At 63.4% G+C, this 13877-nt stretch carries 13 protein-coding genes; all 13 read right to left on the bottom strand.

The annotated features are described in order from the left end of the window. Positions 1 to 25: 25 nt before the first annotated feature. The 13 genes from QQK63_RS12290 to nuoG all read right to left on the bottom strand — a co-directional run bounded on the left by QQK63_RS12290 (position 26) and on the right by nuoG (position 13800). Positions 26 to 1702, bottom strand: coding sequence for a ribonuclease J (locus QQK63_RS12290; protein WP_277824168.1), 1677 nt, complete (start codon positions 1700 to 1702; stop codon positions 26 to 28). Continuing rightward, entirely contained in the window at positions 1699 to 2478 is a 780-nt protein-coding gene (locus QQK63_RS12285; protein WP_277824170.1) for a type III pantothenate kinase, read from the bottom strand. Before QQK63_RS12285 ends, QQK63_RS12290 begins: the two co-directional genes overlap by 4 nt. Before the next feature lie 12 nt (positions 2479 to 2490). Further along, positions 2491 to 3267, bottom strand: a complete 777-nt coding sequence (locus QQK63_RS12280) for a biotin--[acetyl-CoA-carboxylase] ligase (protein WP_277824172.1) — start codon at positions 3265 to 3267, stop codon at positions 2491 to 2493. Next, positions 3257 to 4705, bottom strand: coding sequence for an NADH-quinone oxidoreductase subunit NuoN (gene nuoN, locus QQK63_RS12275; RefSeq protein ID WP_277824173.1), 1449 nt, complete (start codon positions 4703 to 4705; stop codon positions 3257 to 3259). Before nuoN ends, QQK63_RS12280 begins: the two co-directional genes overlap by 11 nt. A gap of 9 nt (positions 4706 to 4714) precedes the next feature. Beyond that, positions 4715 to 6259: an NADH-quinone oxidoreductase subunit M gene (locus QQK63_RS12270; RefSeq protein WP_277824175.1), complete on the bottom strand. Its 1545-nt coding sequence runs from the start codon at positions 6257 to 6259 to the stop codon at positions 4715 to 4717. A 10-nt stretch (positions 6260 to 6269) separates the two neighbouring features. Continuing rightward, complete coding sequence (nuoL, locus tag QQK63_RS12265; RefSeq protein WP_277824177.1) at positions 6270 to 8396, bottom strand: NADH-quinone oxidoreductase subunit L; 2127 nt, start codon at positions 8394 to 8396, stop codon at positions 6270 to 6272. A 5-nt stretch (positions 8397 to 8401) separates the two neighbouring features. Further along, positions 8402 to 8710: an NADH-quinone oxidoreductase subunit NuoK gene (gene nuoK, locus QQK63_RS12260; protein WP_277824179.1), complete on the bottom strand. Its 309-nt coding sequence runs from the start codon at positions 8708 to 8710 to the stop codon at positions 8402 to 8404. Between the two features lie 85 nt (positions 8711 to 8795). Further along, a complete protein-coding gene (locus QQK63_RS12255; RefSeq protein WP_277824181.1) occupies positions 8796 to 9410 on the bottom strand; it encodes an NADH-quinone oxidoreductase subunit J in 615 nt (204 codons plus the stop codon). 1 nt (position 9411) lies between these two features. Continuing rightward, positions 9412 to 9828 (bottom strand): carboxymuconolactone decarboxylase family protein, encoded by a 417-nt coding sequence (locus QQK63_RS12250; protein WP_277824183.1) that lies wholly within the window; start codon positions 9826 to 9828, stop codon positions 9412 to 9414. Continuing rightward, the gene (nuoI, locus tag QQK63_RS12245; protein ID WP_277824185.1) at positions 9825 to 10319 is read right to left on the bottom strand and encodes an NADH-quinone oxidoreductase subunit NuoI; all 495 of its coding nucleotides are present in this window, start codon (positions 10317 to 10319) and stop codon (positions 9825 to 9827) included. Before nuoI ends, QQK63_RS12250 begins: the two co-directional genes overlap by 4 nt. A 1-nt stretch (position 10320) precedes the next feature. Continuing rightward, the gene (gene nuoH, locus QQK63_RS12240; protein ID WP_277824187.1) at positions 10321 to 11358 is read right to left on the bottom strand and encodes an NADH-quinone oxidoreductase subunit NuoH; all 1038 of its coding nucleotides are present in this window, start codon (positions 11356 to 11358) and stop codon (positions 10321 to 10323) included. Between the two features lie 10 nt (positions 11359 to 11368). After that, positions 11369 to 11683 (bottom strand): hypothetical protein, encoded by a 315-nt coding sequence (locus tag QQK63_RS12235; RefSeq protein WP_377134113.1) that lies wholly within the window; start codon positions 11681 to 11683, stop codon positions 11369 to 11371. Positions 11684 to 11778: 95 nt separating this feature from the next. After that, positions 11779 to 13800, bottom strand: a complete 2022-nt coding sequence (gene nuoG / locus QQK63_RS12230) for an NADH-quinone oxidoreductase subunit NuoG (protein ID WP_277824191.1) — start codon at positions 13798 to 13800, stop codon at positions 11779 to 11781. Between the last annotated feature and the right edge of the window lie 77 nt (positions 13801 to 13877).

Genomic DNA, 13877 nt, shown 5'->3' with positions numbered 1-13877 from the left:
TTTTGTTCCATCACAGCAGCTGCTTTCAGGCCGCCATCAGCCGCGAAATCAGGACAGCCACCTCGGGCTTCTTGCCAATCTCGGTCAGGCACAGGTTGCGCACGATGCGGCGCACCGCCTCTTCCAGCTTGTCGTCATCCATGACGGTGCGCGCATCGATCCTCGGGATCGCCTCGGCCAGATCATCCTCGATCATCTCGGCCAGGTCGGCACCACCATTGGTCACTTCGGGCAGGCCGCGCAGCTGGACCCAGCTGTCCTCCAGCAAGACGTCATCCTCGTCCACGATCAACGCCACCGCAACAAGCCCGTTCAAGGCCAGCTTCATCCGGTCACGGATCACCCCGTCCAGCGCGCCGACAAAGGCCGTGCCGTCGAGATAGGTCTTTGATACATCGATATAATCCACGATGCCCGGGGCATTTCCGGACAATTCCACCATCGACCCGTTGGCCGCGATGATGCCGGTCATGCCCTTGGACAGCGCCAGCTGCGCATGTTCGCGCAGATGCCGGTATTCACCATGGTTCGGGATCAGGATGCGCGGACGCAGGATGTCATGCATCGCCTCGAGATCGGGACGGTTCGCGTGACCCGAGACATGGTAGAACCCATGGCTGTCGTCGATCACATCGACGCCCTTTTCGGCCAGCGCGTTCTTGATGCGGGCAACGCCCACCTCGTTGCCGGGGATCGTCTTGGAGGAGAAGAGGAACATATCCCCTTCCTTCAGTTCATGGCCAAGATAGCTGCCCCGCCCCAGCGCGGCCGATGCCGCGCGGCGTTCGCCCTGGCTCCCGGTGACGATCAGCATCAGGTTCTCGCGCGGCACGTCCAGCGCATCCTCGGGGCTGAGCGTCTTGGGGAAATTCGTCAGAACCCCCGCCTCGACACCCGCCGTCACCATCCGCTTCATCGCGCGGCCCATCAGGCAGATCGACCGCCCGTTGGCCACACCCGCATCGGCCAGCGTCTTGAGGCGCGCGATGTTGCTGGCGAAGGTCGTGGCGACGACCATCCCCTTGGCGCCTGCGATCAATTCCCCGATGGGTTCGGGCAGCTGGCTTTCGGACCGGCCCGGATGGCGCGTGAAAACGTTGGTCGAATCGCAGATGAACGCCGTGACGCCATCCTGCGCGATCTGCCGCCAGAGCGTTTCGTCGAACGCCTCGCCCACCACCGGGTCGCGGTCGATCTTGAAATCGCCCGAATGAACGACCCGTCCCGCAGGCGTGTCGATCACCAGCGCCGAGGCCTCGGGGATCGAATGGCTGACGGGGGCGAATTGAACGGTGAAGGGGCCGACCGTGACCGCCTCGGGCCAAGGCAGGGTGACGCGGACCTGGCCTGCGTCATGGCCCGCTTCCTCAAGCTTGCGGGTGGCGTGGATCGCGGTGAAGCGGCGGCAGTAGATCGGCGCCTTGAGCCGCCCCCAGAGATGGCCGACCGCGCCGACGTGATCCTCATGCGCATGGGTGATGAAGATGGCATCGATCCGGTCGCGCCGTTCCTCGAGCCATGCGATATCGGGAATGATGACATCGACGCCGGGCTGGCCATCCATGTCGGGGAATGCCACGCCAAGGTCCACCACGATCAGGCGTTCCTTGCCCGCGGGGCCGTAGCCGTAGACATAGCAATTCATCCCGATCTCCCCCGCGCCGCCGAGAGGGAGGTAGATGAGCCGGTTCCGGTCGGTCATAGGGTGCCTTGATCCTTGTTGTATTTGTGGATGACCGTCAGGCCATGCATGGTCAGATCGTCTTCGATCCGGTCAAATAGCACATCGCCCTGCGAGAACAACGACGCAAGCCCCCCAGTGCCGATGATCCGCATGGGGCGGTCATATTCCGCGCGCACCCGGTCACAAATGCCGCGGACAAGGCCGATATAGCCCCAGAACACCCCCGATTGCATGCAGGCGACCGTATTGGTGCCGATGACGCGCTGGGGTTTCGACACGTCGACATGGGGGAGAGCGGCTGCCGCGCGGTGCAGCGCCTCGAGACTCAGGTTCACGCCGGGCGCGATGATGCCGCCGACATAGGCCCCGTCATGGGCCACCACGTCGAAGGTGGTGGCGGTGCCGAAATCGACCACGATCAAGTCGCCGCCATGCCGGTCATGCGCGCCGGCCGTGTTGACCAGCCGGTCAGGGCCGACCTGTGTGCCCTCATCCACCCGGGGCGGGCGCGGGAGAAGGCATTCGGGCTTGCCCACGACCAGCGGGCGGCAGTCGAAATACCGGTCACACAGCACACGCAGGTTGAACACCACGCGCGGCACGGTCGAGGAGAGGATGCATTCCGTGATTTCGACCGGAATCCTGTGATGCGCCATGAGCGTCGAGAACCAGACGAAATACTGGTCTGCCGTGCGCTGGTGATCTGTCGCGGTCCTGAGCGTACAGAGGAACCGGGTGCCATCCCAGACGCTGAAGACGGTGTTGGTGTTGCCGCAATCGATGCACAAAAGCATGGGACCGCCCCTTCAGAAAAAGATGTCGGCTGCCGCGATCTTTTGCGGGCCATGGGCCGTTTCCAGCACGAGTTGCCCGTCGCTGTCCACGTCCACGAAGGTGCCGGTGATGCTGTCGCGCGGGGTGCGGGCGGTGATCGTCTCGCCCAGCCTTGCCGCATCGGCCAGCCATGCGCGGCGGATTGGGGCAAAACCCTGTTGGGTGTAGACCCGCTCCCAATGGTCGTAGGCAGTGGCCAGATGGGTCAGGAAGGTCTCGGGCGCGACAGAGACCCCGGTTTCGCCCGCCACACTGACAGGCGGCACGGCACCCGGTTCCAGCTCGGCGGCGGCAGGTGCGGCGGCAAGGTTCACGCCAATCCCGATGACGAGTGTATCGATCCGCCCAGCGGCACCTGTGCTTTCCAGCAAGATGCCCGCGACCTTCCCCCCGTTCAGAAGCACGTCATTGGGCCATTTGAGCGACAGCGCCCCCATCCCACCCGTCACGCCAGACAGCGCGTCGCGCAAGCCAAGCGCCGCCACAAAGGACCGAAGCGCCGTCTCCGCCGCCGTTCCGGTAGGACGCAGGATGAGGGAGGCTGCGAAATTGCCCGGCGGCATGACCCAAGTCCGCCCGCGACGCCCGCGTGCCGCGGTTTGTTCCTGCGCGCAGATCCACGTGGGGCCTGCCAAATCGGGCGCGCGGCGCGCCGCCTCGGCCATGGTGCTGTCGGTCGTTTGCAAGATCAGCCGGCCCAGATGGTCGGGCCAGCTGGGGGGCGCGGCGGCAGTAGCCTCAGCGGACAAGAGTTTGCGCAGCCGCGGCGGCCATGCCTTCCAGACCAAGCAGGTTCAGCCCCGGCAACCACGCCAGCGCGATCAGCGCGGCCATGGCCATCAGCCCGGCATAGGTTACCAGACCCATCCGGCCATCGAGACCCTCGCGGTCCTCACCGAAATACATCAGGTAGACGATCCGCAGGTAGTAATAGGCCCCGATGACAGAGGCGATGACACCTGCGATGGCGAGCCATGCCATCCCGGCCTCGACCGCCGCGAAGAGGACCGCGTATTTCCCGAAAAAGCCCACCAGAGGCGGCACACCCGCAAGGCTGAACATCAGCACCAGCAGGGCCAGCGCCTTGCCCCCTTCGCGGCTGGCGAAGGACGAGAGCGCGCTGATATCGGTCACATGCCGCCCGTCCTTTTCCATCGACAGGATGAAGGAGAAGGTCCCGATGTTCATCGTGACGTAGATGGCGATGTAGATCAGCATCGCCTCGACGCCCTGCTCGGTCCCTGCGGCCAGACCCATGAGCGCAAAGCCCATATGCCCGATCGAGGAATAGGCCATCAGGCGCTTGATATCCGTCTGTCCGATCGCCGCGATGGAGCCGAGGAACATGGACAGAACCGCCAGAAGCGCCACGACCTGCTGCCATTCGCCAACCGCACCGCCGAAGGCGTCATGGACGACCCGGGCGAATAGCGCCACCGCCGCGACCTTGGGCGCGGTCGCCAAAAGGGCTGTCACCGGCGTCGGTGCCCCTTCGTAGACATCGGGCGTCCACATGTGGAAGGGCGCTGCCGACACCTTGAAGGCAAGGCCCGAGATCAGGAAGACAAGCCCGATCAGCAGGCCGACCGGCATTTCGCCCGCCGTGGCCGTTTCGATGATGCCCGCGAATTGCGTGGTGCCGGCAAAGCCGTAGACCAAGGACGCGCCATAGAGCAGCAAGCCCGACGACAGCGCGCCGAGGATGAAGTATTTCAGGCCCGCCTCGGTCGAGCGAACACTGTCGCGCCGGAGCGAAGCGATGACGTAAAGCGCCAGCGACTGAAGCTCGAGCCCGACATACAGCACGATCAGGTCGCCCGAGGAGACCATGACCATCATCCCGATGACCGACAGCGTCACGAGGATCGGGTACTCGAACCGCAAAAGGTCGGATTTCTGCATGAATTCGATCCCCACGATCAGGATCGCCGCAGCCGACAAGAGGATGGTGATCTTGGCAAAACGCGCGAAGCCGTCATCGACGAAGCCGCCGTTGAACCCCACCCGCACACCTTCGCCGGTGACGGCGATGTAGAAGGCCATCACGACGAAGATCAGCGCCGTGCCCCATGTCAGCGCAGGGGCAACCGCGTCTTTGGACGTGTAGACGGCAGCCAGCATCGCGGCCATGGCAAAGACCGCAAGGACGATCTCGGGGATCAGGATGGACAGGTCGGCACCGATCATCGGATCACCTCAATGGTTTGCAGCATGCATCGCGTCGGGCACATGGGCCGCAACCGCGAGATCATAGGTGGAGACGAGCGCCTCGACCGAGGGGCCGATCATGTCGGTCACAAGGCTGGGATAAACACCCAGAAGCAGGGTCATGACGACCAGCGGCGCAAAGATCGCCCGCTCGCGCCGATCCATGTCGGTGATCGACTTGAGGCTTTCCTTGATGAGGTCACCAAAGACGACCCGGCGATAGAGCCACAGCGCGTAGCAAGCCGACAGGATCACACCCGTCGCGGCCAGAACGCCCACCCAGGTGTTGACCTGGAAGACGCCGATCAGCGTCAGGAATTCGCCCACGAAACCCGATGTGCCGGGAAGGCCGACGTTCGCCATGGTGAACAGCATGAAGATCGCCGCATAGGCCGGCATCCGCACGACCAAACCGCCATAGGCGTCGATATCGCGGGTATGCATCCGGTCGTAAATCACGCCGACACACAGGAACAATGCGCCCGAGACGAAGCCATGGCTGATCATCTGGAAGATCGCGCCATCCACACCCTGCTGGTTCGCGGCAAAGATGCCCATGGTCACGAAACCCATGTGGGCGACCGAGGAATAAGCGATCAGCTTTTTCATGTCCTCCTGCACCATCGCGACAAGCGAGGTGTAGACGATGGCGATCACCGACAGCCAAAGCACGAGCGGTGCCATGATGTCGGAGGCGACGGGGAACATCGGAAGCGAGAAACGCAAGAAGCCGTAACCGCCCATCTTCAAGAGGATGGCGGCCAGCACCACCGAACCCGCCGTGGGCGCCTGAACGTGCGCATCAGGCAGCCAGGTGTGCACGGGCCACATCGGCATCTTGACCGCGAAGCTCGCGAAAAAGGCGAGCCAGAGCAGCGTCTGCACGCCGCCCGCGATCTGCCAACCCATCAGGCTGATGGGCCCTGCGCTGAATTCATGCGCCAGAAGCGCCACGATATCCGTCGTGCCCGCATCGACATACATCGCGATCATCGCGACGAGCATCAGGACCGAGCCGAGGAAGGTGTAGAGGAAGAACTTGAAGGCCGCGTAGATGCGATCCTTGCCGCCCCAGATGCCGATGATCAGGAACATCGGGATCAGGCCCGCCTCGAAGAAGAGGTAGAAGAGCACCAGGTCCAGCGCCACGAACACGCCGATCATCAGCGTTTCCAGCACCAGCATGGCGATCATGTATTCCTTGACCCGATGCGTAACACCCCAGCAGGACGCGATGGTGATCGGCATCAGAAAGGTCGTCAGCAGCACGAAAAGGACGCTGATGCCGTCGATGCCGACCTTGTAGGTCAGCCCGAACAGCCATTCGCTTTCCTCGACCAGCTGAAAGCCGGTGTCGTTGGGGTCGAATTCGACAAGGATCGCAAGCGAGATCAGGAAAGTCGCGGTGGTCGCGGCCAGCGCAAGACGCTTGGCGTTCAACTGCGCCGCGGCATCATCCCCGCGCAGGAACACGCCCAGGATCACGGCCGCGACAATCGGCAGGAAGGTGACGATGGAAAGCAGGTTGTCCATGACGCGTCTCTCAGCCTCCGGCCCGCAGGGTCACCCAGGTCACAAGGACCACGAGGCCCAGAACCATGGCGAAGGCATAGGTGAAGATATAGCCGGATTGCGCCCGGCCCGCGAGGCGGGTGAAGAAGGGGATGATCCCGAGCGCAAGGCCGTTGATGCCCCCGTCGATCACCGCCCCATCGCCACCCTTCCACAGGAAGCGGCCGAGCGCACGGGCGGGACGCACGAAGAGGAAATCGTAGGCTTCGTCGAAATACCACTTGTTCAAGAGGAACTGGTAAAGCGGACGCTGGCTTTCGGCCAAACGGCGGGGCAGCGACGGGTTCACGATGTAGAACCAGAAGGCCACGACAAAGCCCAAGAGCATCGCGAAGAACGGGCTCCACTTGACCCAATAGGGCACTTCATGGGCTTCGTTCAGGATGTTGTTGTCGGGGGCTGCATGGATCGCTCCCTCGCCCGGGGCACCGACGAGATTGTAATGGGCGTAGCCGTGATCGCCTTCGGCGCTTTCGGCGCTTTCGGTCGCGTGGGTATCGGCGGCGGCATGTGCCTCATCGGTCGCGCCATGCGCGCCTTCCTCGACATGCTCTTCCTGCGCGTAGGGCACGCCGAAGAACCGGCCGACCTCGTCGGTATGGCCGAAGAAGGAATTGTACCAAACAACACCTGAAAAGACCGCTCCCACGGCCAGCACGCCAAGGGGCGCGAGCATGGTCCAGGGGCTTTCATGCGCATGTTCATGCGTGTGCTTGCTGCCCCGCGGCTCGCCAAAGAAGGTGAGGAAGATCAACCGCCAGGAATAGAAGCTGGTGAAGACGGCGGCCACGATCAGCGACCAGAAGGCGAATTGCCCAAGGTCTCCGCCAAAGGCAAAGGCGCTTTCGACCACCGCATCCTTGGAGAAGAAACCGGCAAAGCCGAAATAGGTCGTGGGGATGCCGACACCGGTGATCGCCAGCGTTCCGATCATCATGGCCCAGAAGGTCAGTGGGATCTTTTTCCGCAGCCCCCCGTAATTCCGCATGTCCTGTTCATGGTGCATCGCATGGATCACCGACCCCGCGCCAAGGAACAGCATCGCCTTGAAGAAGGCGTGGGTGAACAGGTGGAACATCGCCACCGAATAGACGCCGACGCCCGCCGCGACGAACATGTAGCCCAGCTGAGAACAGGTCGAATAGGCGATGACGCGCTTGATGTCGTTCTGCACAAGACCGACGGTCGCAGCAAAGAACGCGGTGACGGCACCGATGATGATGATGAAATTGCCCGCCATGGGCGCGTATTCGATGATCGGCGACATGCGGCAGACAAGGAACACACCCGCCGTCACCATGGTCGCGGCATGGATCAGGGCCGACACGGGCGTCGGGCCTTCCATCGCGTCCGGCAACCAGGTGTGCAGCAAAAGCTGCGCCGATTTGCCCATCGCGCCGATGAAAAGCAGGAAGGCGATGGTTTCCGCCGCGTTCAATTCCATCCCGAGGAAGGTGATGGTCATCTGCGCAAGCTCGGCGCCCATGGGCAGGATCACGTCGAACTGGATCGAATCCGTCATCCAGAACAGCGCAAAAATACCCAAGAGAAAGCCGAAATCGCCCACCCGGTTCACGATGAACGCCTTCATCGCCGCAGCCCCGGCAGAGGGTTTGCGGAAATAGAAGCCGATCAGCAGGTAGGAAGCGACCCCCACCCCTTCCCAGCCGAAGAACAGCTGAAGGAGGTTGTCGGCCGTCACCAGCATCAGCATCGCGAAGGTGAAGAACGACAGGTAAGCGAAGAACCGCGGCCGGTAGCTTTCGCCGTCCTTGAAGTTCTCATCATGGGCCATGTAGCCGAAGGAATAGAGATGCACGAGAGCAGAGACGCTCGTGATCACGATCAGCATGATCGCCGTCAGCCGGTCGATGCGGATCGCCCAATCGGTGAACAGCGTACCGCTTTCGATCCAGGTGAACAGCGGCACTGTGTAGGTTTCGCCGTCGAACCCGAGAAACACCGCCCAGGACAGGATACAGGCGAGGAACAACATCGCGGTCGCCGCAACCTGCGCACCGGTCTGACCGATCATGCGCCAGCCGAAACCCGCGACCAGCGCGCCGACGAGAGGGGCGAAAAGGAGGATCGTTTCCATGTGCCTCAGCCCTTCATGTTCGAAACGTCTTCGACCGCGATCGTGCCGCGGTTGCGGAAGAAACAGACAAGGATGGCAAGGCCGATGGCGGCCTCGGCCGCGGCGACGGTCAGCACGAAGAGGGTGAACACCTGCCCCGTCAGATCGCCGAGAAAGGCGGAGAAGGCGACAAGGTTGATGTTGACCGCCAGAAGCATCAATTCGATCGACATCAAGATGACGATGACGTTCTTGCGGTTGAGGAAGATCCCGAAGATCCCGATGACGAACAGCGCTGCCGCCACCGTCAGGTAGTGTTCAAGTCCGATCGTCATCTCGTCCCTCCGCGCGGCCCATTTGCCCCGCATGGTCGTTCAACTCGTGCCGCGGTTGGCCGCGGTCTGGTTCACATCCGGGCGGTCACAGACCTTGGCCCGGCTTCACATCCTTCAGTTCCAGCGCCTTCTTCGGGTCGCGCATCATCTGGGCGACGATATCCTGCCGCTTCACATCCGCCCGGTGGCGGAGCGTCAGAACGATGGCCCCGATCATTGCGACCAGCAGGATCAGCCCCGACACCTGGAAGGCGAGGAAGTAGCGGTCATAGAGGATCAGGCCCAAGGCTTGCGTGTTATGCGCCTGATCCAGCGCCGGCGTGGGGTTGGCCAACCGCCCCTCTATCCCATCCGCGAAGGTCCACGGCCCGAAGGCCAGCGCCAGCTGCATCAGCAGGACAACGCCGATAAGCCCCGCAAGCGGCATGTATTTCGCCATCTCGGCCTTGAGTTCGGCAAAATCGATGTCGAGCATCATGACCACGAAAAGGAACAGCACCGCGACCGCGCCGACATAGACGATGATCAAGAGCATCGCGACGAATTCCGCACCCACCAGCACGAAGAGCCCTGCCCCGGACAGGAAGGCGAGGATCAGCCAAAGCACCGAATGCACGGGGTTGCGCGCCGTCACGGTCAACAGCCCCGCGATGACCATCACGGCCGCGAACAGGTAGAAGGTGAAATCCGCAATCGTCATCTCAGGCCTTGCCTTCCGTATCGAGGGCTTCGGTCGCCAGCTCCATGGCCTTGTTCATCGACGGAACGCCGCCGAACAGCGCGGCAAGCCCGATGGTTTCGGCCACTTCCTGCCGCGTTGCGCCCGCCTCGACAGCATGGCGCACGGTCAGGCGGATCTGCGCCTCGGCCAATGCGCCTTGGATCGTCAGACCCAGAAGCGTCAGCAAAAGACGCGTCTTGGCATCCAGCCCGCCGGGGTTGAACTGGCGGCCCAGAAAGGCCTCCAGCATCTCGGCGGGAACGGTGGGCCACATCTTGTCCATCGCCGCAGGCGTGAAATTGGCCAGCGCCGGGTTGAGCGACTTGACCCAGGTTTCCGTCATTTCCTGGGTCTGGCGCATCAGCGCCTCGAAGGGATTTGTGGGGGTGTCGGTCATCGGTAGGGCGCATCCAGTTCGAGGTTGCGCGCGATGGCCGCTTCCCAGCGCTCACCGTTTTCCAGCAATTTGGCCTTGTCGTAGTACAACTCTTCGCGCGTTTCGGTGGCGAATTCGAAATTCGGCCCTTCGACGATGGCATCGACCGGGCAGGCTTCCTGACAGAAACCGCAATAGATGCACTTGGTCATGTCGATGTCGTAGCGCGTGGTGCGGCGCGACCCGTCCTCGCGCGGTTCGGCGTCGATGGTGATCGCCTGCGCGGGGCAGATCGCCTCGCAAAGCTTGCACGCGATGCAGCGTTCCTCGCCGTTGGGATAGCGGCGCAGCGCATGTTCACCGCGGAATCGGGGCGACAAAGGCCCCTTTTCATGCGGGTAGTTGATCGTGACCTTGGGGGCGAAGAAATACTTCATCCCCAGCCGGAACCCTGCCCAGATATCGGCCAGCAGGAAATATTTCGCGGCGCGTGTGTAGTCGATCTGGCTCATGTCACCCTCCGATCGCCCAGCGGGCATAGGCGCCGCCGAACAGTTCGAATTTCGCGGCAAAGGCGACCAGCACGACCCAAGCGAGGCTGAAGGGCAAGAACACCTTCCACCCCAGCCGCATCAGCTGGTCGTAGCGGTAACGCGGCACGATGGCCTTCACCATGGCAAAGAGGAAGAAGAAGAACGCCATCTTGGCGATCATCCACAGCGGGCTGTCGGGCAGGAACGGCACCGGCGACAGCCAGCCGCCGAAGAACAGCAGCGTGATCAGCGCGCACATCAGGAAGATGGCGATGTATTCGCCCGCCATGAAGAGCAGGAAGGGCGTCGAGGAATATTCCACCTGGTAACCCGCCACGAGTTCCGATTCCGCCTCCGGCAGGTCGAAGGGCGGGCGGTTGGTTTCGGCCAGCGCGCTGATGAAGAACAGGAAGACCATCGGCAGATGCGGCAGCCAGTACCAGCTGAACAGGCCCCAATCGCCATCCTGCGCCGCCACGATGGCCCCGAAGTTCAGCGAACCGGTCGAGATCACGACACCGATGATGATGAGGCCGATGGAAACCTCGTAGGAAATCATCTGCGCCGCCGAGCGCAGCGAGCCGAGGAACGGGTATTTCGAGTTCGACGCCCATCCCCCCATGATCACGCCGTAAACCTCGAGCGAGGACATGGCGAAGACGTAGAGGATGGCGACGTTGATGTCGGCCAGCACCCAGTTGTCGTTGAAGGGAATGACCGCCCAGGCGATCACGGCCAAAACGAAGCTCGTCATGGGTGCCAAGAGAAAGACGGGGCGGTCGGCGCCCGCCGGGATCACCACTTCCTTGACGACGTATTTCAACGCGTCGGCCACCGTCTGCAGCAGGCCGAAGATGCCCACCACGTTCGGGCCGCGCCGCATCATCACGGCCGCCCAGATCTTCCGGTCGCCGTAGACGAGGAACAACAGGCTGACCATGACGAAGCCGAGCACCAGCAGGCTTTGCGCCGCCATGATCGTCATCAGGCCCAGCGTGGTCGAAAAAAAGCCGTCCATGGGTCGTTCCCTAAACCGTCGGTATCCCCTGATCGGCGCACGCGGCCGCCACTACTTCGGCGTCGAGCGTCTGCAACCCCCGCGGGAGCGCCGGCGAGATGGTGTAAACCGCATCTCCGACCCAAACGCCACCCTGTTCCTGCACATTTGTGCGGACATGTCGCGCAAAGCCGAAGCCGCGGATAAGGGCGTATTGCGCAGCTGCGCAACGCGCGTAAGCGTCCACGTCGTCGCGGGTCGCCACACCCGTCATCTGAACGCGGAAATTGACGAGATCATCGTCCAGAAGCCGGGTTTCCACCCCGTCGTATGTCGCAGGCGGCATGGACCCGGGGCGCGGCCCCTCTCCCGCGGCGCAGGCCGCGACAAGGCCCAGGCCCAAAAGGCCCGAAACGCCACCCCGGACCCATCCCACCGCGCTTACTCCGCCGCCATCCTGGTCTCGGCGCGCGCCTTGGCCCGCGCCGACAGATCGGCCATCAGGCTCGAGGCCCGCGTGATCGGGTTGGTCAGGAAATGGTCGGCCACCGCGGGGACGAAATCCGCCTTGCCCAGCGCGCCCAGCGGCAGCGCTTCGCCGGTGTTTTCCGGCACCTCGTCAACCATGGCCAGATGCGGCACGGCCTTGACCATCTCGCGCCGCAGTTCCGCCAGCGTGTTCCAGCCCTGCATCTTGCCCAGTTCGGCCGAGAGCGCGCGCAGGATCGCCCAGTTCTCCTTGGCCTCCCCCGGCGGAAAACCGGCGCGGAGCGCCAGTTGCGGACGCCCCTCGGTGTTGACGAAGAGGCCCTGTTCCTCCGTCCAAGCTGCGCCCGGCAGGATCAGGTCGGCGCGGTGCGCGCCGCGGTCACCGTGGCTGCCTTGGTAGATCACGAAGGCACCCGGTGCGATCTCCACCTCGTCGGCGCCAAGGTTGTAGATCACATCGGCCCCGTCCACGGCGGCGGCAAGACCGCCTTCGGTCACGGCACCCACATCCATCGCGCCCACGCGGCCCGCGGCGGTGTGCAGGATCAACAGGTCCGAGCCCGATTCTGCCGCGATCTGCATCGCATGGGCCATAACGGCGGCGCCATCGGCCTCGCGCAGCGCGCCTTGGCCCACGATCACGAGGCTTTCGACACCCTCGGCGCTGTCATGTTTCGCACCGACCTGCGCCGCCAACGCTGCACGGTCCGTCCCCAGATGCGCATAATCATAGGTCAGATCGACTGCCTGCCCGATCAGCGACACCTTGGCGCCGCGCGCCCACGCCTTGCGGATGCGTGCGTTCAGGACCGGGGCCTCGGTTCGGGGATTGGTGCCGATCAGCAAAATCGCCTTGGCCGTGTCGATATCCTCGATCGCGGCGGTGCCGACGTAGGCCGCGCGGTTGCCTGCGGGCAGTTTCGCCCCATCGGTGCGGCATTCCACGGTGCCGCCCAAGCCCTCGACCAGCTGTTTGAGCGAAAACGCCGCCTCCGTCGGGACCAGATCGCCGATCAGGCCGGCAAGCTTGGTCGCGCCCTTCATCTTCCGCGCGGCCAGATCCAGCGCCTCGGGCCAGCTGGCCGCGCGCAGTTTGCCGTTCTCGCGGATATAGGGCTTGTCGAGCCGCTGGCGGCGCAACCCGTCCCACACATAGCGCGACTTGTCCGACAGCCATTCCTCGTTCACGCCGTCATGGTTGCGCGGCAGGATACGCATGACCTCGCGGCCCTTAGTGTCGATGCGGATGCTCGACCCCAGCGCATCCATCACGTCGATGGATTCGGTCTTGGTCAATTCCCAGGGCCGCGCGGTGAAGGCATAGGGCTTGGACGTCAGCGCCCCCACCGGGCACAGGTCGACGATATTGCCCTGAAGCTCGGATTCGAGCGTCTGCCCCAGATAGCTGGTGATCTCGCTGTCTTCGCCCCGGCCGGTCTGGCCCATTTCGGGCACGCCTGCGACCTCGGTGATGAATCGGACGCAGCGCGTGCAAGAGATGCAGCGCGTCATCTCGGTCTTGACCAGCGGTCCAAGGTCCAAGTTGTCGGCGGCGCGCTTGGGTTCGCGGTAGCGCGAGAAATCGACGCCATAGGCCATCGCCTGATCCTGCAGGTCGCATTCCCCACCCTGATCGCAGATCGGACAATCCAGCGGGTGGTTGATGAGCAGGAATTCCATAACCCCTTCGCGGGCCTTTTTGACCATGGGGCTGTTGGTCTTGACCACCGGCGGCTGGCCTTCGGGCCCGGGGCGCAGGTCGCGCACCTGCATTGCGCAAGACGCGGCAGGTTTCGGCGGGCCGCCCACGACCTCAACCAGGCACATCCGGCAATTGCCCGCGATGGACAGGCGTTCGTGGTAGCAAAAACGGGGGATCTCGATCCCTGCCACTTCGCAGGCCTGGATCAGGGTCATGGCGGGATCCACCTCGACCTCGTGGCCGTCGATGATGATCTTGCGCAGGTCGCTCATGGGATGCGGTCCTTCTTCCGGCGCGGGCGACGGGTCTGATGCATCGCCCCGCACTTCGGTTCGGGCCGCTTTTAGAC

Source organism: Roseicyclus marinus (assembly GCF_030163795.1).
In the GTDB taxonomy this organism is placed as follows: Bacteria; Pseudomonadota; Alphaproteobacteria; order Rhodobacterales; family Rhodobacteraceae; genus Roseicyclus; species Roseicyclus marinus.
This window is presented reverse-complemented; position numbering and strand designations above follow the sequence as displayed.

Coding starts and splice junctions, on each gene's coding strand:
- nuoL (WP_277824177.1), bottom strand. CDS start 8,396: ATGGAAACGATCCTCCTTTTCGCCCCTCTCGTCGGCGCGCTGGTCGCG.
- QQK63_RS12290 (WP_277824168.1), bottom strand. CDS start 1,702: ATGACCGACCGGAACCGGCTCATCTACCTCCCTCTCGGCGGCGCGGGG.
- nuoK (WP_277824179.1), bottom strand. CDS start 8,710: ATGACGATCGGACTTGAACACTACCTGACGGTGGCGGCAGCGCTGTTC.
- QQK63_RS12250 (WP_277824183.1), bottom strand. CDS start 9,828: ATGACCGACACCCCCACAAATCCCTTCGAGGCGCTGATGCGCCAGACC.
- QQK63_RS12235 (WP_377134113.1), bottom strand. CDS start 11,683: ATGCCGCCTGCGACATACGACGGGGTGGAAACCCGGCTTCTGGACGAT.
- QQK63_RS12255 (WP_277824181.1), bottom strand. CDS start 9,410: ATGACGATTGCGGATTTCACCTTCTACCTGTTCGCGGCCGTGATGGTC.
- nuoN (WP_277824173.1), bottom strand. CDS start 4,705: ATGATCGGTGCCGACCTGTCCATCCTGATCCCCGAGATCGTCCTTGCG.
- QQK63_RS12270 (WP_277824175.1), bottom strand. CDS start 6,259: ATGGACAACCTGCTTTCCATCGTCACCTTCCTGCCGATTGTCGCGGCC.
- nuoI (WP_277824185.1), bottom strand. CDS start 10,319: ATGAGCCAGATCGACTACACACGCGCCGCGAAATATTTCCTGCTGGCC.
- nuoG (WP_277824191.1), bottom strand. CDS start 13,800: ATGAGCGACCTGCGCAAGATCATCATCGACGGCCACGAGGTCGAGGTG.
- QQK63_RS12285 (WP_277824170.1), bottom strand. CDS start 2,478: ATGCTTTTGTGCATCGATTGCGGCAACACCAACACCGTCTTCAGCGTC.
- nuoH (WP_277824187.1), bottom strand. CDS start 11,358: ATGGACGGCTTTTTTTCGACCACGCTGGGCCTGATGACGATCATGGCG.